The organism is Rhodococcus sp. 14-1411-2a, assembly GCF_002259485.1.
Taxonomy (GTDB): domain Bacteria; phylum Actinomycetota; class Actinomycetes; order Mycobacteriales; family Mycobacteriaceae; genus Rhodococcoides.
Genome location: NZ_NPGA01000019.1, coordinates 17,967 through 38,699, shown reverse-complemented (window position 1 = coordinate 38,699; position 20,733 = coordinate 17,967). Strand labels below are relative to the sequence as shown.

Here is a 20,733-nt window from a genome sequence, read left to right as displayed (position 1 = left end):
AGCCCGCACAGACGAAAGGCCCGCCCGATCACCTGGATCGGACGGGCCTGTTTCGTTCTCGGAGCGAATTCACTCCTCCAGAATCGCCACCGCGGCGGCGATGTCGCCGTCATGTGTCAGCGACAGATGAATCTTCACCGTCGGCAGGAACTCCTGTGCCATCCCGTGCAACTTGATCGACGGCCGACCCCACGCATCGTTGACGACCTCGATCAACGGATACGGGTTGTCGCCGATCTGCGGCGGACGCGCGAATCGCGATGTCGCCCATGCCTTCAGCACCGCTTCCTTGGCGGCCCACCGAGCCGCGTAGTGGCGGGTCGGGTCGGAACTCTTCGTTGCTGCATGACGCCGCTCGCCCGCGGTGAAGCTGTCGCGGATCATCGTCGTGCCGACCTTCTCCATCTGCTCGGCGAAGTCGGACACCGTCACCAGGTCGAAACCCACTCCCAGGATCGCCATCAGATGGCACCCGGCAGACCGGAGGAGTAGACATCGTCCGCGCCGAGGCGAGCGGACTCGTTGAGCAACACGTTTGCCTCCAGTTCGCGTGACGCCTTGGCCGGCGTCCCGTCATGTCCGAGCCGTCGATCGTCCGGCCGCTCGTAGAGGGAGTCTCCTCCCACCATCGCGGAGATCAGCCTGCGCTGACCGGCGATGCGACGCTCGTTCGCCTTCGCGATGTACTGCGCACGTCGATCCGCCGGAACGGCCTCGAGGAACGCCTGCGGGTGCACCAGAGCGATGAGTCCGGACACGTGGCCGAATCCGAGCGAGGTGAGCAGACCTGCCTTGAGCGGCACCGAGTCACCGAAGCGCAGCGGCTCCCGTGCCCACACCAGATGCTCGAAGCCGGTCATCTTGTCGTCGACGCAGTCGAGGCTGCGGTTCGGCGGAATGACACCGTTGGCCAGCACCTGGCACAGGCCGATCAGCTGCCAGGCAGCCGCTCCACCCTTCGAGTGTCCGGTGAGGCTCTTCTGCGAGACGACGAACAGCGGAGCGCCGTCCGAACGGCCGATGGCCTTGGCGAGGCGAGTGTGCAGTTCCGCCTCGTTCGGGTCGTTGGCTGCGGTGGAGGTGTCGTGCTTGGAGATCACGGCCACGTCGTCTGCACTGACGCCCAGTGCGTTCAGCGAAAGCGCGAGCGCCGAATCCTTGCCGCCGCGACCGGCACTGAGCGCGCCGAGCCCCGGAGCCGGGATGGACGTGTGCACTCCGTCGCCGTACGACTGTGCGTAGGCCACCACTCCGAGGACCGGCAGGCCCATCTCGAGTGCCAGGTCTCCGCGAGCGAGCAGAATCGTTCCGCCGCCGTGGGATTCGACGAATCCACCGCGCCTGCGGTCATTGGCCCGCGAGAACCGTCGATCGCTGATGCCCTTGGCGGTCATCGCTGCCGAGTCCGCGGTGGCCGACATGTCGCCGAAGCCGATGATGCCCTCGGTGCTCAGGTCGTCGAAGCCGCCGGCGACCACGAGTTGCGCCTTGCCCAGCTTGATCTTGTCGACGCCTTCTTCGACGGAGACCGCCGCGGTGGCACAGGCGGCGACAGGGTGAACCATCGCGCCGTAGCTACCGATGTACGACTGAACCACGTGCGCAGCAACGACGTTCGGCAGAGCTTCCTGCAGGATGTCGTTCGCACGAGCGTCGCCGAGCAAGGTGTCGATGTACAGCGAGCGCATCGATTCCATGCCGCCCATGCCGGTGCCCTGCGTGTTGGCGACCAGCGTGGGGTGTACCCAGCGCATCAGCTCCGACGGGTTGAAGCCCGAGGAGATGAACGCGTCGACCGTGGTGACGATGTTCCACAGTGCGACTCGGTCGACCGAGCTGGCCATGTCGGGCGAGATGCCCCACTTGGTGGGATCGAATCCGGTGGGAATCTGTCCACCCACGGTGCGGGTGAGCTTCATCTTGCGCGGAACGCGAATCTCGGTGCCCGCCTTGCGGGTGACCTGCCAGTCGCTCGAATCCGGGACCGGGGTGATGAGCGTGTGCTCGGGGTCCGCTGCTGCGAACGACCGGGCGTCGATCTCGGTTCCGACCACGAACGTGAGGTCGTTGTCGAGGAAGATCGAGGTCATCAGCGGAGCGGTGTTGCCGACCATCGCGCCGTCGTCGCCGTAGGTACGGATACCGCACTTCTCGACCACGATGTCGTGGTACTTGTCGGCGATGCCCTCCTCCGGCACCAGGTCACCGGACTCGATGTCGTACCAACCCGGCTTGGGATCGTTCTCCCAGGCGACGAGGCCGGTGTTCCAAGCGAGTTCGAGAACGCCTGCGGCAGAGAGCTGCTCGTCGACCTCCATCTCGAAGCGGGTACGCGCCGAACCGTACGGTCCGAGCTCGCCCGCGCCGACGATGACGACCAGGTCCTTCGGGTCGACGTCCAGTGTCGGCCAGGCCGGAGCCGTGGTCGACGTGGACAGCCGCGGCGGTGCGGGCAGCGCCGCGATGACCGAGTTGTCCACTGCCTCTTCGGTCTTCTCGGCAGCGGCCGCAGCCGCGTCCCGAGCGAGCTCGACGAGGTTGAGCTTGGTGTTGGCCAAGCCGCCCGTGAGATCGACGACGATCGGCTCCTGCGCAGCCTGACGGCGAGCGGTAGGTGTGCACAGTTCGAGCAGTTCGGTCGCCATCTCGTCGGTGGACCAGGTGCGAACGCCTTCGGCCTCGACGGCCTCGACGATGGGATCGTTGCCACCCATCAGGCCGGTGCCGCGCACCCACCCGATGTGAGCGTGGGCGATGGACACCCGCTCGGCCCAGTTCTTCTCCGAGCCCCACTTGGCGACGACTGCGTCGAGTGCGGCCTTCGATTCGCCGTAGGCACCGTCTCCACCGAACATTCCGCGGTTCGGCGATCCCGGCAGCACCACGTGCAGGTGAGTGTCGATGTCGGTGTCGTAACCGACCTTCGACAGTCCGGTGATCAAACGCTCGACGGACCAGAGCAGCACGCGCATTTCCATCTCGGCGCGAGCTCCGGCGTCGGACATCTCGCCCATGACCCGCGGAGCCGCGAACGGGAACAGCATCGTCGGAGTCGTGGCGGCCTTGACGAGAGTCTTTGCGCCACCGGCAGTGTCGATGTAGTCGCTACCGATCCACTCGATGAGAGCATCGACGTCGGTGTACGACGCGATGTTGGCCGGAACCACCCAGAGCGACGCTCCGCTCCGTGCGCTGTCGCGGTAGAGGCTGCGGTAGAAGCCGAGTCGCTCGTCGTCGAGCCTGGAGGTGGTGACGAAGACCGTCGCTCCCCCGGCCAGCAGCTTGGCCGTCACCGCAGCTGCGATGGAGCCCTTGCTACCGCCGGTGACCACTGCGACCTCGTCGGCCCATGGGCCCTTGTCCTCGGATGCGACCGCGATGTCCGCGATGCGTCCGAAGGTTTCGGCCAGCACTGCCTTGTTCTCGTAGTCGGCCTTGGCCTTCCACCACTGTGCTTGAGCTGCAACGGCATTGCCGGCACCGGCGAAGGACTCGACGGCGACGTCGCCTGCGGTACCGAGCCACAACCGGGCCAGGTCCTCACGGGCGGTGGCCCACCGGTCGTCGATCAGGACGGCGCGCTTGGCGTCGAACGCCGGGGCGACGAGGCGAGGCCAGTCGGATCCCAACTCGGCCGAGACCAGCTCGACCAGAGCAGCGTCGGGATCCTCGGCCAGCAGTGCGTTGGGCGCATCGGCCAGTCCGAGCTGTTCGAGCACCAACCGGGCTGCGGAGGCGAGGACGCCGTCGCGGCCGGTGATGTGCTCGGTGAATTCACCGAGAGCAGCAGCGTCGACGGTTCCGCCGGCTCCGCCGCCTGCCTGCGGCATCGAGACTGCAACGCCGCGGCGTGCGGCCACCGCGGCCACTGCCGCGTCGATGACGTTGTCGACTGCGTTGCCGTCGGCGAGAGCGCCGTCGGCCAGGCCACCGAGCGCGCCACCACGAACCGAGGCACCGTCACGGGTACCGAGAGCGACCTCGGCGGTGACGTGGTGCGCCCAGCCGTCGCCCAGTTCCCAGGTCTTCTTGACGCGATCGGCGATCGAGGCCGGGCGCCGACCCGAGGGGCCGAAGACCTTGCGGAGATGGTCGTTGATGGAGTCGCTGAGCACCGGACCGAACGGCTTGTACGTACGAGCCAGCTTGTTCACCGTGCCCGAGAGCGCACCCATGTCGGCATCGGCTGCACCGTCGATGGCACCGAGCGAGAGCTCGGAACCGAGGTCGACGAGCAGCTGATTACGACGCGAGGACACACCGTCACACAGAGCCTCGATGGTGTCGGCAGGCCCGATCTGATCGAGCTGCAGCTTGGTCCACAGACCGATGAGGATCTTGGTTGCATCGGCGGCGACGAACGCGATGTCGTCCGGACGAGGTCCGCCCGACGGTGCTGATGCCGGAGCGGGTGCTGCGACCGGAGCTGCAGCTGCCGCCGGAGCAGCGGCCTCCACGGGTGTCGACTCTTCCTCGTCGGCCGGAGCCGGATCGGTGTCGGTGCCGTAGATGATCGCAGCCTCGCGCTCGAGGTTCAGAACCTCGACCGGGTGGCCGAAGCGGCCCGGCAGCTTGAGGGTCTGCGACGCGAGGTTGGCCACGGTCGGGGTTGCCCCCAGGCCGATCTCGACGAAGCGCTCGACGCCCATGCCGCCGTCGGACTCGTCTGCGAACAGCAAGTCCTGGGTTTCGATCCAGCGCACCGGGCTGGCGAACTGCCATGCCAGCAGCTCGGTCAGGATCACCCGGCACAGAGCGCTCGGCCGTGCTGCCCACGAATCGAACTCTGCGAGAACGGTGTTCAGCGGCTCGGACGGAACCAGATCGGCGATCTCCTGAACGAACTCGCGCTCGAGCGAGAACGGCTTGGGCACCAGGTTGGGGATGTAGCGCCCCACCAGGATCGCCGGATCGATCTGCTCGGGGAGCAGCGTCTCGAGGCGGTTGCGGAAATCGTCGACTCCGCCTCGTAGCACCGTGGAGTGGAACGGCACGTCGATGCCGGGAACCATGATGTAGGCGGCCTTGCCACCGAACTCCGCTCGGCGGATCGCGATCTTCTTCTCCAGCTCGCCGAGGCCGGCAACCGTGCCTGCGATGGCGTACTGCGAACCGCGCAGGTTGAGGTTGACGATCTCGAGGAACTCACCGGATTCTTCTGCGACACCGGCGACGAAGCCCTGCACGTCCTGATCGGCCAAGCCGATCTGCGACGGGCGGATCGCTGCCATGCGGTAGTCACTGCGGCCGCTGGCATCACGCGGAACCAGCGCGTGCATGGCCGAACCACGCTGGAAGACGACCTCGAGGACGGCTTCGAGCGGGAGCACACCGGCAACGGCTGCGAGAGCGTTGTACTCACCGACCGAGTGGCCCGCGAGAATCGAGTTCTCCACGAACGCACCGGATTCACGCAGTTCGGCAACCTGCGCGACGCCGAGAACAGCCATCGCAACCTGGGTGAACTGCGTCAGGTGCAGCACACCGTCGGGGTGCTTGTGGGTGACGCCGCGCGCCTTGAGCGACGTCGGATTGTCGCGCACCACAGCGAGAATGGAGAAGCCCAGTGCGCTGCGGGTGTGCTTGTCGGCACGCTCCCACACCTCACGTGCGGCCTTCGAGCGAGACCGAGCGTCCAGGCCCATGCCCGCCCGCTGGATGCCCTGGCCCGGGAACGCGTAGACGGTCTTCGGCGGCGCGGTGCGAGCGGTGGCGACCATGACCAGTTCGCCTGCGACACGGCAGGAAACCTCGATCAGTTCGGCACCCTGGTCGAATCCGGTGCGGTCGACGCGAACATCGATCTCCGCTCCGGGTCGAACCATGCCGAGGAAGCGTGCGGTCCAGGCGGTGAGGCGACGCGGCGGAGTCTTGGTGTCCGCGTGGTCCACTGCGGTGACCGTCTGCTGGGCGGCGGCAGAGAGCCACATGCCGTGCACGATCGGGCTACCGAGGCCGGCGAGCAGCGCCGCGGCGTCCGAGGTGTGGATGGGGTTGTGATCGCCCGAGACCTGAGCGAACGCGGCCATGTTGCGCGGGGCCACGATGGTGGCCTGACGGCGACGACGACGCGGGGTGTCCTTGGCGTCGGCGCTCACCGAGCCGCCGGCGCGGGCCGGATCGACGAGTTCGCCCTTGCCGGTGCGTCCACGAATGGCGAAGCGCTCCACGAGAGTTGCGACGGCGGGGGCATCGAGGCCCTCGCCGAGCATGGCACCGATCTCGACGGTGACCTCGACGACGCGGCCGAGGTCGGTGTCGAGCACCTCTCCGGCCGCGGCCTTGACCACGAGAATCGAGGTGTCGGTGGGCAATTCGCCGACCAGGTTGACGCTGTGGTCGAGGTGCACCAGGTCGAGCATGCCCTCGATGACGTCGATGCCCTCGGCATTGCGGGTGGCACCCAGCACGGCGAAGACGGCGGGCCAGCAGGCACCGACCAGAACGTCGGGGACGGCCTTGCCGCTGACGGTCAGCGAGTCCGGCAGTCCGGATCCGGTGACGCCTGCGTGATCGGCGATCAGATCGGGGATCCATGCGATGTTCAGCCGGGCGACGCCGCCCTTGACGGCCGGAAGGTCCTGGCCTGCAGCAACTCCGAGCAGAGCCGACATGGCCTGCTGTGCGTCCTGCGCGGTGACGACGGGAGCGCCGCCGTCGATCGTGGAGGCCGGAACCGTCAGGCGGATACGTACTTCCTTGCCCGGGGCGAGCGGAACCAGCAGCTCCACGTGCTCGGAATCGAGCACGGTCAGCGTCGAGCCGGTCTGCGGGTGCGCCGCGACCGTCTCGGACTCCACGGTCCAGTCGGCCGGATCACCCAGGCGTGCAACGGGGTTCTGCGTCATCCGCGAGGCCCAGGTGACGTCGGGAGCAGCCAGCACGATGCCGAGCAGTCCGGGTGCGATCTCGGCGTGGCGACGGCTCGCGATGGCCGTGGGCTCGACGCCCTCGGCGAGAAGCTGATCCGCGGTGGCCTTCTCGAAGCGATCGAGCAGCTCGCCCACGGGCTCGTCGACGCGAGTGATGCCCGCGACGGCGACGGTACCGGGGATGATGCAGACCTGATCGGCCGAGTAGCGAGCGTCGTGTGCCTGCCACAGCGAGTCACTGCGCCACCAGCGGCGCACGTCGCCGTCGACGACGGGGACGAAGTTGACCGGCTTGCCGGGCATGCGGCACAGCGAGGTGAAGAAGGTGATGTCGGCCGGGTGCAGAACCACGTCGGCGGCGTCCGGGAACTGTGCGAGCAGCGACTTCAGAGCTGCACGCGGGCGTTCGAGAACCTCGGCATCGGCGAACAAGGTGGGGATGGGTCCGCGATCGACGGGGTGCAGCCGAGCCTCGGCGCGCTGCAGCATCTCCAGGAAGCGGGTACGCCAGGTGACGTCGAGCCACACCGACTCGCGTGCCTCGGAAACGGCATCGGTGAACTCGCCGCCGCAATCGAAGTCGCTGCGCGAGTCGGTCCCGATGGCCAGATCGAGGTAGCGAACGAGCCACTGCTGGTACGTCATCTCGGCGACGTCGCCGAAGAAGGGCTTGGCGGTGCCGTCCAGTGCGGCGATGATCTCGTCGCGACGCTCGGCCACGGCGTCGGCGTTGCCTGCGACCTCGTCGAGCAGTCGGCCGCACCGCGATGCCGCATTGTCGATCTCGTGGATGTCGGCACCGAGCTGGCTACGGCCCGAGGCCATTCCGCCGTTCGCGGTACCGGCACCGACCCAGTCGGGGGTTCCGGGTGTGTCGACCAGAAGCTGCTTGACCTCGGGAGCAGTCGTGGCCTCCAGGGTTGCCATCGCGGCAGTGCCGACGAGGATACCGTCGAGCGGCATCTTCGGGTAGCCGTGCACAGCCGACCAGGTTCCGGTGAGGTACTCCGCTGCCCGCTCGGGTGTGCCGATGCCGCCGCCGACACAGACGACGAGGTTGGGCCGTGACCGCAGCTCAGCGTAGGTGGTCAGCAGCAGGTCGTCGAGGTCCTCCCACGAGTGGTGTCCGCCTGCGCGGCCACCCTCGATGTGGACGTTGACCTGGTACGAGGGAACCTCGTTGGCGATACGGATGACGGCGCGAATCTGCGCGACGGTGCCGGGCTTGAACGAGACGTAGCTGATGCCTGCCTCGGACAGCTCTTCGATGAGGGCCACTGCCTCTTCGAGTTCCGGGATGCCTGCGGTGACGACGACGCCGTCGATGGCCGCACCCGCCGCGCGAGCGCGCTGCACGATGCGGCGTCCGCCGAGCTGCAGCTTCCACAGGTACGGATCGAGGAAGAGCGAGTTGAACTGGATTGCGCGGCCGGGCTCGAGAAGCGTGGAGAGCTCGGCGACACGATCGGTGAAGATGTCCTCGGTGACCTGGCCGCCACCGGCGAGCTCGGCCCAGTGGCCTGCATTGGCAGCTGCGGCAACGATTTTGGCGTCGACCGTCGTCGGCGTCATGCCGGCGAGCAGGATCGGCGAACGTCCGGTCATCTTGGTGAACGAGGTCTCGACCACGACGCGGCCGTCGGGCAACGTGACCGGAGTGGGGGCGTAGGCGGACCATGCGGGCTGGACCTCGGGAGCAGCTCCCGGAGTGAGCAGGTTGCGGTGGCCACCGCGCGAGGACGCGGCGATGATGCCAACGCCCTGTCCACGCAACGCCGGGGTGGTCATGCGGGTGAGCAGGTCGCCCGGACCGAGATCGAGAATCCAGTCGGCACCGGCGTCGACGACACCGTCGATGGCGTCGACCCAATCCACGGAGTCGACGAGGATCTTCTGTGCGAGCTCGCGTGCGAGGTCGACGTCGAGCCCACAACGCTGCGCCCAGGCGCTGACGAGTTCGACGGCATCTGCCAGGGCGGGGTGATGGAAGCCGATCTCGACGGGAAGCTGCTCGAAGACCGGGGCGAACACGGCACCGCCACGCTTCTTGGCGTCGCGGTCACGCTCTTCCTCGGCAGCGATCTGCTCGCACTTCTCCTGCACGCGAGCCAGCTGGGCCGGCGGCCCGGAGAGTACGACGCGACGACGGCCGTTGCGGATGGCGAGAGCTGCGGATCGCTCCGGCGCTCCGTCGATCGCGAGTTCGGCGATGATCGCCTGCAGTCGTGCGGGTTCGACGTTGGCAACCGAGACCATCGGCGCGCGGTCTCCGGCACCGATGATGCCGCGGCGGCGGCCGACGAGACCTGCCGCTGCACCCACGAGCTGGGCGATAGCCAGGAAGTTCGCATCCTGTGCGCCATCGGCTGCGACGGACTCGGCGGCGATGAGACCCTGCGAGTGTCCGACGACCTTGACGGGCGGGGTCTGGGCCGGATCGAGCCCCTGCAACTTCAACGCACGCAGTGCTGCGACCTGGGTGAGAAACACTCCGGGAAGCGAGACGGCAGCGGAGGTCAGTGCCGCCTCGGACGGTCCGTACGAGCCGACGGTGTCGTCGTCGGCGAGGTCCTGTTCGAGCATCCAGCCGATCGGGTCGAAGCCGACCGAGCGCACGACCAGCAGCTCGTCTGCCACGGGCGCGAGAGTGACTGCTGCCTCGTTGACGAGATCGGTCAGTTCGGGTTCGAGCGCGGAGTCGCGAGCCAATTCCTCGAGGGAGCTGAGCCACGGTGCGCCCTGGCCGCCGAAGGCCAACGCGTACGGCTCGCCCGCGGCGAAACGATCTGCCAGAGTCCGAGAGCCGCCATTGCTTCTAGGGGATTTGTCTGCGTTGCCGGTGCTTCGCGAGCCTCGTCCGTGTGATGGTGTGCTCTCGTTGATCGTCAAGGCTGAAGATTCCTCTCGTGGACGCCTCGGGGGTCGGGGCGTTCGCTGTGATGACTGCCCCATGGCGTCGTGGGCTACAGGGTCGAAGCGGTGAGCCGGTCTTCGTCGACAGGTCTCCTCCGCGCTGCTCAAGATTGACACAAAATCATGAGGAAATCCTCAGGTTTGCTCGGACGTCCGAGTGCTACCAGCGAGTACGTCACTCGAAGTGGCTTTACCTTTTGTTTACCCGACTCGTCGGTAACCCGTATCCACGCTGGCGAGAGCGTCGAGCGGAACACCAGAACATGAGGAAAGCCTCGCATTTTTCGTTATCTTTTCGTGATGTGATCTCGAGCACAGACGAGCAGCTCCCAACCTTGTCGGTGCGGTCCTCTACCTTGTGCGAACGAGCCGCTCGCCGGGAGAGCGGTCGACGAAATCCGGGGGGAATTCATGTATTCATCGGTAACGGATATCTGCACCGAGGACGAGCTCGACGCGATGCTTCTGCACATCGAATCGCATGCGCCGCAATCCCGTTCGCCACACTGGACACCGGGGTGGCGGGGCGAGAGCGAGGTGGCGTTGCTGGATGCGATCTTCTCGGCGCGCGCTCCCTACGGCGGCCCTTCGAGCGGGGTCCGTGCGGTCGTCCAGCGATGGCGATCGCATCGCGGCGATAACCGACTCGACGACTTGACAACCCTCGCCGAACTGACCAACAGTCCGGATCTACTCGTGGAGATTCTCTCCAACCGTCAACTGGTTCCGGGAAACAGTCGAACCAAGGGTGCTGCCGCTGCCGTGGCTGCTCGGACGTTGATCTCGGTGGGCCTGAGTCGTTCGAGCGACTTCGTGCAGCACACCGAGGACCAATTCGAGGCGTTCTGCGCGATTCCCGGGCTCGGCGAGACCACCTGGGAGTGCATGCTCATGCATCTGGGAGTGCGCACCGACAAGGCGACCGAACATCTGAACTCGTTCGTCGCCGACGCGCTCGAACCGCTCCACCAGAACCTGTCCGTCGGCATTGCCGAGGACCGCGCGTCCGTGATCCTTGCAATGACGGCGGACGCACTGAGCACCGAACTCGCCTCACTCGAGCACGCAATCTGGCGATATCAACACAAGTTACGCAGGCCGAAGAAGCGTCACTCCGAGGCGGCACTTCGACCGACGGGCTGACTTCGCGAGATCATCGCCTCCACACCGTCGAGAATGCACTCCAACCCGAACCGGTAGGCGTGCACGGGGTCGCTGGCGGCGTCGTACGACGTCGCCGCGGCCGTCCCGACCCGAGACGACACCGGAAAGCGCTCGCGGTCCATCACCCGTTCGAGGATCGGCGCGGTAGCCGCCCACCACTGGGCGTCGGACATGCCCGACTGCTCCTTGACACGGGTCACGCCGGCCAGGGCTCGCGCGGTACCGGAGACGTGAGTGAGAACCAGAGTGAGAACGGAGTCGATCTCGACGTCGCCCAGGCCGATGCCTTCGAGAGGGCGCAACTCGGCCTCGTACTTGTCGTTGGTGTGCGGACCGAGCACGGGCCGTGCCCCCTCCGCCTCGAGAAGCCACGAATGTTGTTGATACAGAGACCAATTGCGCTCGGCAACGAAGCGCATCGCTGGACGCCATCCGCCGGCGACGGAAGCCGGCTCGTCGACGTGCGAGTAGAGACCCGCAAGCGCTCGATCGATCATCAGATCGGCCAGCTCTTCCCGGCCCGGAACATGTGTGTACAGCGACATCGCGCCGACACCGAGATGCTGTGCCACGTTCCGCATCGACACCGACTCCAGACCGGTCGCATCGGCCAGTTCGATGGCGGCATCGACGATCGCATCCACGCTCAGTCCGGTCCGACTCGGCTTGGCACCGACTCGCCACAGAAGCCCGAGTATCCGGGCCGGGTCGAAGGGGACGTCCTTTTTCGATGCCACTCGGCGAGTGTAGCGACACCGTACGGTGTACACCGCATGACGTGGGCACACAGTCGAGCAGACCGCGGCACTGACAACAACCATCCGGGTTGTAGACTTCACCGGCACGCGCGAGTGGCGGAATTGGCAGACGCGCTGGATTTAGGTTCCAGTGTCTCAGGACGTGGGGGTTCAAGTCCCCCCTCGCGCACCACGGTCGTTCGGCCCGGCTTTTCTCGAGACTTCTGCAAGTTCCGACGTGTGAAGGCGGTTCGAATGCCCGAGGAATCGAACGACACGATCTTCGCCGAGATCGCAGACGAGAGACGTTCTCTCGCAAGAACTCTCGAGACTCTCACCCCCGAACAATGGGGCGCCCAATCGCTGTGCGAGGCCTGGACCGTCCGAGACGTCGCCGCCCATCTGGTGGTGCCACTGATCGTCCCGCTCTGGCAGTTCGGACTCGTCATGGTGCGCACCCGAGGCAACTTCGACCGAGCCAATCAACTGATGACCACGCGCGTTCGTCGCGAGCACGAAGACGAATTGCCCGCCTTGCTCACCGCCCACGCCGACAAGAAATTCACCCCGCCTGGCCACGGTCCGCTGGCCCCCTTGTCCGACGTCATCGTGCACGGATTGGACCTGTGCACGCCGCTGGGAATCGAACACCACGTCCCCGACCACCGCATGATCACGATGCTCGACTTCCTGGTGCCCGCGAGCGGTGCCGCACCGTTCAAAGGCCCCGAGCTTCGACTGCAGTGGCGCGCGACCGATCTCGACTGGAGCCGCGGCGAGGGCCCGGTCATCGAAGGATCGGCCGGCACCCTGGCACTGGTTCTGACCGGACGCAGCAGAGCCCTGGCGGATGTGACCGGGCCCGGTGCCGAGCAACTCGCCCAGGCACGGGCCAACCGTCGTCGGGCGTGAGCCGAACTCGAACCGTCCATGGTGAGAATCACCGCCGGGCCGCAGCACGCGACTACCTGCAGTAGTAGTACCTCCGGTACCGTCGAGGGGTGACTTCATCCCGCCCGAACCGTCGGCCAGCACTGATCGCGCTGGTCATCGTGTCCGCGGCGGTGTGTCTGGGCCTCGGCTGGTGGCAGTGGGAGCGCTTCGAGGCAGTGGGCGGAAACGGCCAAAACCTCGGATATGCCTTTCAATGGCCTCTGTTCGCAGTGTTCGTGATCTACGCCTACCGCAAGTTCGTCCGCCTCGAAGACGAGGACCCGGACGAGGCGGCAGCAGCGCGACCCGACGGACCCACAGAGGTGCCCCTCGACCTGCTCCCCAAGCGCAGCGCGCCTGCGGCGGACGCCCGAGACCTCGACGATCCCGAGGCTCGGCAACTACTCGAATACAACAGCTACCTCGCGGAGCTGAACGAATCCCGCGGGACCGACAGGAGCACCACGTGAGTTCGGCACCGGAGAAGACGCAGGCGTCTGCGAACAAGACACAGAAGATCGCGTCCGCGTTGCTGCGCTACCGCGTTCTGGCGTACGCCACGGGAATCTGGCTGCTCGTTCTCGTGACCGAGATGGTCGCCAAGTACATATTCAAGGTCGAGAACGTGCCCAATTGGATTGCCGTCGTGCACGGTTGGGTCTACCTCGTGTATCTCGTGCTGACCGTCGATCTGGCGATCAAGGTACGGTGGCCTGCTGCCCGCACGATCGGCACACTGCTCGCCGGGACCATCCCGTTCCTGTCGTTCTACGTCGAGCACAAGCGCACCAAGCAGGTCAAAGCCGATTTCGGCGTCTGACCTCAGCAGTTGATCGGCTGTGCGTTCTCCGGATCCAGTGCGTTCTGCACCAGCCGCTGAGCAAGCGGATCGTACGAGATTCCGGTGTGCTCGACGGTGTTGGCCGGGCACACGTCCTGCAGCACCACATTCGTGTTTCCTGCGCCGCTGAGCAGCGAGGCAGTGTACGGAACGACGATCTGGTCGTAACGGGTGACGATCGTCGTGTATTCGATGCCCGAGACGGTGTCGCTGCCCTCGTTCAGTCGCTCGAGCACGTCGTCCTGCACCGGCGGGCCCGCCGTCGGGTAGTTCGGCGGAGACAAAGCCACGATGCGCGCCACCGTTCGGTCTCCACCGAGGAAGCGGGCGTAGTAGCGCGGCACCGTGCCACCCTTCGAGTGGCCGACGATCGACACCTTCTGCGCACCTGTTGCCTCGAGCACGGAATCGACGAACGTCGACAGTTCCGCGGCACTCTCCGGGATGGGCTCGAGCGCACCGAACGCCCGAACCGGGCCGGTGTTGCCGTAGTCGATCGCGAACACGCAGTATCCGGCTTCGGCCAGCTTCGGCGACAGCGATGCCCAGTTGTCGTAGGAGTTCTCCAGGAAGCCGTGCACCAGCACCACCGGCTCCGGGTGTTGCGCGCTCGGAACACACGAGAAGTCGTTCGAGCCCGGAGGAGTCACGCCCGGGTGCGCGATCGAGTACGCGAACGCCTCGGCGAAGGAGCCCGCGGCCGGTGCCGCGGAGGCCGGGGCAACTGCCAGGCACAGCGCAGCGGCGGCGAACACAACCGACGTCCGCGTCAGAACGGTTCGCATCGCCACGAGCTACCGCCCCGTCAGTTCTTCGAGGGCCGGAACGAGCTTTCGCAGTGCGTTACCGCGATGTGAGGCGGCGTCCTTCTCGTCCGGGCTCAGTTGCGCGGCACTGCGGCCGTCGCCCTCGGGCACGAAAATGGGGTCGTAGCCGAAGCCGTTCTCCCCCACCGGCTCTCGGCCCACTACTCCGCGCCATTCACCGCGGACCACGGTCTCGGTGCCGCCGGGAATCACCAGCGCACACGCCGAGACGAATGCGGCTCCGCGACGCTCGTCGGGGGTGTCACTCAACTGCGCCAGAACCAGTGCGGTGTTGGCCTCGTCCTGCCCGTGTGTACCGGACCAGCGAGCCGAGAGCACCCCTGGCATCGCGTTCAGGGCATCGATTTCTATTCCGGAATCGTCTGCCACACAAGGTAATCCGGTGGCCGCAGCTCCGTCACGCGCCTTGGCGAGTGCATTCTCCTCGAAAGTCGCTCCGGTCTCGGGTGCCTCCGGGAACGGCGGCACCTCGTCGAGGCCGACCAGCTCGATCCCGGCCACTCCGGCGGCGTCGAGCACCCGCCGGAGTTCACGCAATTTCTTCGCGTTTCGGCTCGCTACCAGCAGCTCGGTGTCAGCCACCGAACTTCTTCTTCGATTCCGCGGCCGCAGGCTCGGGCAGATCGCCGGGGTACGGCAACGCCAGTGCTTCCTTCTGCACCTCGAACAACTTCTCGATGCCGACGAATGCGGAGTCGAGCAGCTTGTCGAGTGTGGTTCGAGGGAAGGTCGCACCCTCTCCGGTTCCCTGGATCTCCACCAGCGTGCCGGTGTCGGTGGCGACGACGTTCATGTCGACCTCGGCGCGCGAATCTTCCTCGTAAGGCAGATCGAGGCGCACTCGGCCGTCGACGACGCCGACACTGACGGCGGCGATCATGCACGAGATGGGCTGCGGATCGGCGAGGCGTCCCGCTGCTCGCAGGTAGGTGACGGCGTCGTCGAGAGCCACGAACGCTCCGGTGACAGCTGCAGTTCTGGTTCCGCCGTCGGCCTGCAGTACGTCGCAGTCGAGGGCGATGGTGTTCTCGCCGATGGCGGCCAAATCGATGCAGGCACGCAGTGAACGCCCGACCAAGCGGGAAATTTCCTGGGTACGCCCGCCGACCTTGCCCTTGACGGACTCACGGCCGTTGCGAGTGTGCGTCGCGGCCGGGAGCATCGCGTACTCGGCGGTGAGCCAACCGAGGCCGGATCCCTTCCGCCAGCGCGGCACGCCCTCCTCGACGCTGGCCGTGCACATCACCCTGGTGTTGCCGAACTCGACCAGCACCGACCCTGCCGGGTGGCTGGTGAAGCCGCGGGTGATCTTGATGTTGCGGAGCTCGTCGTCCGCCCTGCCGTCTTCTCGTCTGGACACGACTCGAAGCCTAGCGCGTCCTCAGACGGTGAAGACGTCCCCTGGGAGAACGGCATGCACCGGTCCACTGAACTCCGCTTTGGCCTCGGCGATGACGTCCTCGCGGGACGTCCACGGCGGAATATGGGTGAGCAGCAGCTCCCCCACCCCGGCCTCACGAGCGATGCGGCCGGCCTCGGTTCCGGACAGGTGCACGCCCTCGGGCCGTTCCGGACTGTCGGTCCACGACGCCTCGCACAGGAACATGTCGGCCCCGTGCGCCAGGTCCTGGACTGCCTGACACATTCCGGTGTCTCCGCTGTAGGCGAAAGTGCGGCCTTCCGCCGTGGTGACGCGCATGCCGTACGACTCGGGGGGATGGAACACCTGCCGAGCGAGGATCGACAGCTTGCCGAACTCCACTGTGCGTCCGTCCACCCAGCGACGCAGGTCGATGGTGTCGGACATGTCGTCGATCTGCCCGCCGCACTCGGCCGAGGCGACTCCGAGCCGGAACGCCGTGTCCTTGGGTCCGTAGACGATCGCTCGTCCCTCCGGCGGGCTGGGATGGTAGCGACGCCACACCAGTAGTCCGGGAACGTCGAGGCAGTGATCGGCGTGCAGATGCGAGAGCAGAACGCTCACATCTCCCGGATCGGCGTAGCGCTGCAACGCCCCGAGGATGCCGGGACCGAAGTCGAGGACGACCGGCGCGGTCTCCTCTTCTTCCAACAAGTAGCCCGACGCGGGTGAATCGGGTCCGGACACACTGCCCGAACATCCCAGGACGGTAATTCGCATGAAAGCCATGCTGCCACGCCGAGCGCATCACTCGAAACGTTCGGGCAGTATTCACAGCGCGAGTCGGCGAAATTCACCGCCGAACTCAGGTGTGTCCGGAGTTACCTCGAACTACGAAGTGGGCCGATCGAGCGATTTCGCGCGCGCCCTCCCGGCTCGCGCGTCGGCGGACAGCAGTCGAGCGGCAACCACTCCGCCTACCGCGCCGAACAGATGCCCCTGCCAGGAGACGTTGGGCTCGCTCGGCAGCACGCCCCACAGTGCGCTGCCGTACAGCACGAACACCACGACTCCGATCGCCAGTTGACCGAGCTTGCGGGTGAAGAAGCCACGCACCAACAGATATGCGATGAAACCGAAGATCAGGATCGACGCGCCGATCGTGTTCGTGTAGGAACCGGCGGTCAGCCAGGTACCGAACCCGCCGACCACCCAGATGATCCCGGTGGCAGCCAGACCACGCGTCAAACCGGAGAGCAACACCAGAAATCCGAGTACGACTATCGGCACGGTGTTCGCGATCAGATGCTGCCAGTCGTCGTGCAGCACGGGCGCGAACAGAATGCCCCACAAACCCTCGACCGAGCGGGCCTGTATCCCGTTGCGTTCGAGCCTCGAACCGCTGGCCACATCGATGAACTCGATGACCCACAGCAACACGGTGAATGCTCCCACCAGAATGGCGGCCTGCATCCAGACCGGCCGCGCACGCTCGGCGGGACGGTTACTGATATCGCTCATGATCGCCTCCGGAACAGTTCCCTCCACGGTACCGGGCAGAGGTATCGCGCCAGCTGAGCTCAAGCTCCCGATCCACCGAACGCGGACGTGAAGATCTGGCGGTACGTGGGGATGCCGGCCACCGAGGTGGCGTCGAGCAGGGCCGCGACGATGGCTCGCTCGACGACGATCGCCGCGGCCTCGGTGACCGCGGCCAGTACCGGGAGTTCCGCGGAGAACGCGGCGGGCACCGAGGACTCCGCGGTGACGGGTCTGGTGCCGGTCGACACTGCGAAGATCGTGTCGCCGTCGAGCGGCGAGTGTGCCGGTCGCACGGCCCGCGCCAACCCGTCGTGACCGGCGACGGCAATCCGCTTGCACGACGCGGACGACAACGCAGCATCGGTGGCGACGACACCGATCGTGGTGTTGAGCGCAGTGCCCTTCGGCTCGAGGGCGAGCGCGGACCACAGCTGGTTCACGTCGGGCTTGCGCATCCCGAACGCCGCGGGCCCGAGCGTGCCGACGCCCCACAGCAGGCCGGTACGCGGGTCGAACACCGCGCCCACCGGATTGGCGACCATCAGCGCCGCGACGGTGACCCCGTCCGCCGGACCGCCTTCGATCACCGTGCTCGCGGTACCGACACCGCCCTTGAGAACTCCGGCGCGGGCACCGACACCGGCCCCGACCGATCCCGTCGCGAAATCGGTTGCCGCTGCGGCCGCGGCGAGATAGCCGAATTCCGCCGTCGGCCGAGAAGCCCAGTCGCCGACCGGAAGATCGAAGATGACCGCGGCGGGGACGATCGGTACGACGTGATCGGGACTGCCCATCGGGATGCCCTGACCGTGCTCTTCGAGCCACCGCATGACACCGTCGGCCGCGGCGAGCCCGTAGGCACTGCCCGCGGTCAACAGGATCGCGTTGACGTGCTGCACGGAGTGGCTCGGATCGAGCAGATCGGTCTCGCGAGTCCCCGGCCCGCCGCCGCGAACATCGACGGCCGCCGTCGCACCACCCAGCGCACGCACGACGGTGCAGCCGGTGGCCGAACCGGAGCCCATCGCGGCGTCGTCGTCGAGTTCGTGATGATGACCGACCAGCAGACCGGCCACGTCGGTCAGGGAGTCCCGCGGTCCGGGAGTCTGGAATGCAGCGGTCACGCGTGCGTCCTAGGGGATGAGGACCTGTACGAGTGAATCCTGCATCCAGGTCAGCCAGTGGTAGACGTCGAGATGTGGAGCGCGAGGATCACCCTCGTCGAGAACGTCGGGTGTGTCCGCGCTGATCCCCAGCGTCGTGCCGAGCGCCAGCCTCACGTCGTTGAGGCCGGTCAGCCAAGCATCCGCTTGCTCCTGGGTCAGCACGATCTTGCCACCGGACTCGGGAAGCGTGGCCAGGATCATCGATCCGGCAGCCAACTTCTCGTCGATGATCTCGGGCTCGTGCAGTCCGCGCAGGGCACCGTTGAGGTCGGTCGGATCCTCCTCGTCGCGGCCGGGGTCGGCGCGGTGGAAGTCCGGCAACAGCCGCGCCAGTGCGGCATCCTCGGGCGGGCTGTTGTGCCCGGTGCGCAGACCGGTCAGCGCTGCGAGTTCGTCGGTGGGCGCAGCGGCGGAACGGTCGCGCAGCAATCCGAGAACCGAGCCGACAAGCGAACGGAGTACGGCGGCCTCACGAGCGTCGATCTCGGACTTGATCTTGACCCCGGACAGCGAATTCCGTCTCGTCCACGTGCGCACTGTTGCTGATGTCCTTCTCTGCCGAAGAGGTGATGAGCGGTTGACTACTTGTCCTGCTGCATGGTGGCCCACAGACCCGCCGCGTGCAGCCGTCGAACATCGTTCTCCATCGCGTCGCGCTCGCCGCTCGACACCACGGCCTTGCCTTCGGAGTGCACCTGCATCATCAGCTCGGTCGCCTTGGCCTTGCTGTAGCCGAAGAGCTTCTGGAAGACGTAGGTGACGTAGTGCATCAGGTTGACCGGGTCGTCCCACACGATGGTGACCCAGGGGGTGTCGTGAGATTCGTCGGCCGCAACGGCCTCGGTCTGGGCCGGGACCGCTTGCGGTGACGCAGCAACGACCTCACGTGCCGAGAGGCCGTCCACGGGCAGAAGCGAGCCGTCCACCGTCAACCAAGGCATGCCCAACAGGGTACGGCGTATCGGGCCAGCGTCCCACGCTCGCCCCTTCGCTCGTAGTGTGGGCGAGGTGAGCAACGACGCGACCACAGATCACGCGAATCACAGCGACGGTGCCAGCACCGCGCTGCTGACCGATCAGTACGAATACACGATGCTCTCGGCCGCCCTGGCCAGCGGCTACGCCGATCGCATCTGCAGCTTCGAGGTCTTCGCGCGCAGGTTGCCCGGTGGCCGTCGATACGGAGTTCTGGCCGGCACCGGACGCATTCTCGACGCGATCGCGCGCTTCCGATTCGGGCCGGACGAGTTGCGGATCGTCGCCGAATTCCTCGACGCCGACACCGTCGAGTGGTTACGCAACTACCGGTTCACCGGCGACATCGACGGCTATCGAGAGGGAGAGCTGTACTTCCCCGGCTCACCTGTTCTGACCGTCCGCGGCACCTTCGCCGAGTGCGTGGTCCTCGAGACCGTTGTGCTCTCGATCCTCAATCACGACAGCGCCATCGCGTCCGCTGCAGCGCGGATGGTGGCGGCCGCGAAGTCCCGTCCGATCATCGAGATGGGGTCGCGTCGAACCCACGAGGAAGCCGCTGTCGCCGCATCACGCGCGGCATATCTCGCCGGATTCACCGCGACGTCCAATCTCGAAGCCGTTCGCCGGCACGGTGTTCCCGGAGCAGGCACCTCGGCCCACGCCTTCACCCTGCTGCACACCACAGCCGACGGCCCGGACGAACGGTCCGCATTCGCGGCTCAGGTGCGCGCGCTCGGTGTGGGCACCACACTGCTCGTCGATACCTACGACATCACCCAGGGCGTTGCCAACGCCATCGAGGTGGCCGGGCCCGAACTCGGCGGTGTGCGCATCGACTCCGGCGACCTCGGTGTGCTCGCCCGGCAGGTGCGCGACCAACTCGACGCCCTGGGTGCGCCGAAAACCAAGATCGTCGTCTCGGGTGACCTCGACGAATACGCCATCGCGGCATTGCGAGCCGAGCCGGTCGACTCCTACGGCGTCGGCACGTCGCTGGTCACCGGATCCGGTGCCCCGACGGCCGGCATGGTCTACAAACTCGTCACCGTCGACGGCATTCCCGTCGCCAAGCGCAGCAGTCACAAGGAGTCGCGCGGTGGCACCAAGGCGGCGCTGCGTACCGCGCGCCGCACCGGCACCGCAGTCGAGGAGATCGTGTACCCGTTCGACGCTCCCCCGACCGTCGACGACGATCTGACGGCGGAGACGTTGACCACGCCGTTGGTTCGCGGCGGCGAACGAGTCGCCGACCTACCGACGCTCGCCGACGGCCGCGACCTGCTGGCCAGGCGCCTCGTCAGCCTCCCGTGGGAGGGCCTGAAGCTGTCCCAGGGCGAGCCGGCAATACCCACCCGGTTCGTCGAGGGGTGAGAGCGGTGTCGGTACCGAACCGGGTGGGC

16 protein-coding genes and 1 tRNA gene are annotated in these 20,733 nt (G+C 66.7%); 6 read left to right on the top strand and 11 right to left on the bottom strand.

The window, feature by feature from the left end; genetic code table 11:
- Positions 1–69 precede the first annotated feature (69 nt).
- Entirely contained in the window at positions 70–462 is a 393-nt protein-coding gene (acpS, locus tag CH291_RS18840) for a holo-ACP synthase AcpS (protein WP_008715184.1), read from the bottom strand.
- Complete coding sequence (locus CH291_RS18835; protein WP_094688351.1) at positions 462–9,761, bottom strand: type I polyketide synthase; 9,300 nt, start codon at positions 9,759–9,761, stop codon at positions 462–464. The genes acpS and CH291_RS18835 overlap by 1 nt, the downstream gene beginning before the upstream one ends.
- A 435-nt stretch (positions 9,762–10,196) precedes the next feature.
- Between CH291_RS18835 and CH291_RS18830 the strand changes: the two genes are divergently transcribed.
- Entirely contained in the window at positions 10,197–10,928 is a 732-nt protein-coding gene (locus tag CH291_RS18830) for a hypothetical protein (protein ID WP_094688350.1), read from the top strand.
- Here the strand turns inward: CH291_RS18830 and CH291_RS18825 are convergent.
- Positions 10,895–11,686, bottom strand: a complete 792-nt coding sequence (locus CH291_RS18825; protein WP_094640443.1) for a TetR/AcrR family transcriptional regulator — start codon at positions 11,684–11,686, stop codon at positions 10,895–10,897. The genes CH291_RS18830 and CH291_RS18825 overlap by 34 nt on opposite strands.
- Before the next feature lie 108 nt (positions 11,687–11,794).
- Here CH291_RS18825 and CH291_RS18820 point away from each other — a divergent pair.
- The 4 genes from CH291_RS18820 to CH291_RS18805 all read left to right on the top strand — a co-directional run bounded on the left by CH291_RS18820 (position 11,795) and on the right by CH291_RS18805 (position 13,439).
- Positions 11,795–11,879, top strand: a tRNA-Leu gene (locus tag CH291_RS18820).
- A 62-nt stretch (positions 11,880–11,941) separates the two neighbouring features.
- Positions 11,942–12,598, top strand: a complete 657-nt coding sequence (locus tag CH291_RS18815) for a maleylpyruvate isomerase family mycothiol-dependent enzyme (protein ID WP_068050422.1) — start codon at positions 11,942–11,944, stop codon at positions 12,596–12,598.
- 89 nt (positions 12,599–12,687) lie between these two features.
- Positions 12,688–13,089 carry a transcriptional regulator gene (locus CH291_RS18810; protein ID WP_068050413.1) on the top strand — a complete coding sequence of 134 codons (402 nt, stop codon included), beginning with the start codon at positions 12,688–12,690 and terminating at the stop codon, positions 13,087–13,089.
- Positions 13,086–13,439 (top strand): DUF3817 domain-containing protein, encoded by a 354-nt coding sequence (locus tag CH291_RS18805; RefSeq protein WP_068050412.1) that lies wholly within the window; start codon positions 13,086–13,088, stop codon positions 13,437–13,439. Before CH291_RS18810 ends, CH291_RS18805 begins: the two co-directional genes overlap by 4 nt.
- Positions 13,440–13,441: 2 nt before the next feature.
- Here the strand turns inward: CH291_RS18805 and CH291_RS18800 are convergent, their stop codons facing one another.
- The 8 genes from CH291_RS18800 to clpS form a co-directional block, all read right to left on the bottom strand.
- The gene (locus tag CH291_RS18800; protein ID WP_068050421.1) at positions 13,442–14,245 is read right to left on the bottom strand and encodes an esterase/lipase family protein; all 804 of its coding nucleotides are present in this window, start codon (positions 14,243–14,245) and stop codon (positions 13,442–13,444) included.
- Between the two features lie 9 nt (positions 14,246–14,254).
- Positions 14,255–14,869, bottom strand: coding sequence for an RdgB/HAM1 family non-canonical purine NTP pyrophosphatase (gene rdgB, locus CH291_RS18795; RefSeq protein ID WP_094688349.1), 615 nt, complete (start codon positions 14,867–14,869; stop codon positions 14,255–14,257).
- Positions 14,862–15,647 carry a ribonuclease PH gene (rph, locus tag CH291_RS18790; protein WP_094688348.1) on the bottom strand — a complete coding sequence of 262 codons (786 nt, stop codon included), beginning with the start codon at positions 15,645–15,647 and terminating at the stop codon, positions 14,862–14,864. The genes rdgB and rph overlap by 8 nt, the downstream gene beginning before the upstream one ends.
- A 21-nt stretch (positions 15,648–15,668) precedes the next feature.
- A complete protein-coding gene (locus CH291_RS18785; RefSeq protein ID WP_179276606.1) occupies positions 15,669–16,427 on the bottom strand; it encodes a cyclic nucleotide-degrading phosphodiesterase in 759 nt (252 codons plus the stop codon).
- A 111-nt stretch (positions 16,428–16,538) separates the two neighbouring features.
- Positions 16,539–17,168: a rhomboid family intramembrane serine protease gene (locus tag CH291_RS18780; protein WP_094688529.1), complete on the bottom strand. Its 630-nt coding sequence runs from the start codon at positions 17,166–17,168 to the stop codon at positions 16,539–16,541.
- A 59-nt stretch (positions 17,169–17,227) separates the two neighbouring features.
- Positions 17,228–18,313: a P1 family peptidase gene (locus tag CH291_RS18775; RefSeq protein ID WP_068050409.1), complete on the bottom strand. Its 1,086-nt coding sequence runs from the start codon at positions 18,311–18,313 to the stop codon at positions 17,228–17,230.
- A gap of 9 nt (positions 18,314–18,322) precedes the next feature.
- Positions 18,323–18,892: an oxidative stress transcriptional regulator AosR gene (gene aosR, locus CH291_RS18770; RefSeq protein ID WP_068050408.1), complete on the bottom strand. Its 570-nt coding sequence runs from the start codon at positions 18,890–18,892 to the stop codon at positions 18,323–18,325.
- Between the two features lie 44 nt (positions 18,893–18,936).
- Positions 18,937–19,296 carry an ATP-dependent Clp protease adapter ClpS gene (gene clpS / locus CH291_RS18765; protein WP_176460293.1) on the bottom strand — a complete coding sequence of 120 codons (360 nt, stop codon included), beginning with the start codon at positions 19,294–19,296 and terminating at the stop codon, positions 18,937–18,939.
- 58 nt (positions 19,297–19,354) lie between these two features.
- Here clpS and CH291_RS18760 point away from each other — a divergent pair, with 58 nt between their 5' ends.
- Entirely contained in the window at positions 19,355–20,704 is a 1,350-nt protein-coding gene (locus CH291_RS18760) for a nicotinate phosphoribosyltransferase (RefSeq protein WP_094688347.1), read from the top strand.
- The last annotated feature ends 29 nt before the right edge of the window (positions 20,705–20,733 follow it).

Coding starts and splice junctions, on each gene's coding strand:
- acpS (WP_008715184.1), bottom strand. CDS start 462: ATGGCGATCCTGGGAGTGGGTTTCGACCTGGTGACGGTGTCCGACTTC.
- CH291_RS18830 (WP_094688350.1), top strand. CDS start 10,197: ATGTATTCATCGGTAACGGATATCTGCACCGAGGACGAGCTCGACGCG.
- CH291_RS18815 (WP_068050422.1), top strand. CDS start 11,942: ATGCCCGAGGAATCGAACGACACGATCTTCGCCGAGATCGCAGACGAG.
- CH291_RS18800 (WP_068050421.1), bottom strand. CDS start 14,245: ATGCGAACCGTTCTGACGCGGACGTCGGTTGTGTTCGCCGCCGCTGCG.
- CH291_RS18785 (WP_179276606.1), bottom strand. CDS start 16,427: ATGCGAATTACCGTCCTGGGATGTTCGGGCAGTGTGTCCGGACCCGAT.
- CH291_RS18780 (WP_094688529.1), bottom strand. CDS start 17,168: ATGAGCGATATCAGTAACCGTCCCGCCGAGCGTGCGCGGCCGGTCTGG.
- clpS (WP_176460293.1), bottom strand. CDS start 19,296: ATGCCTTGGTTGACGGTGGACGGCTCGCTTCTGCCCGTGGACGGCCTC.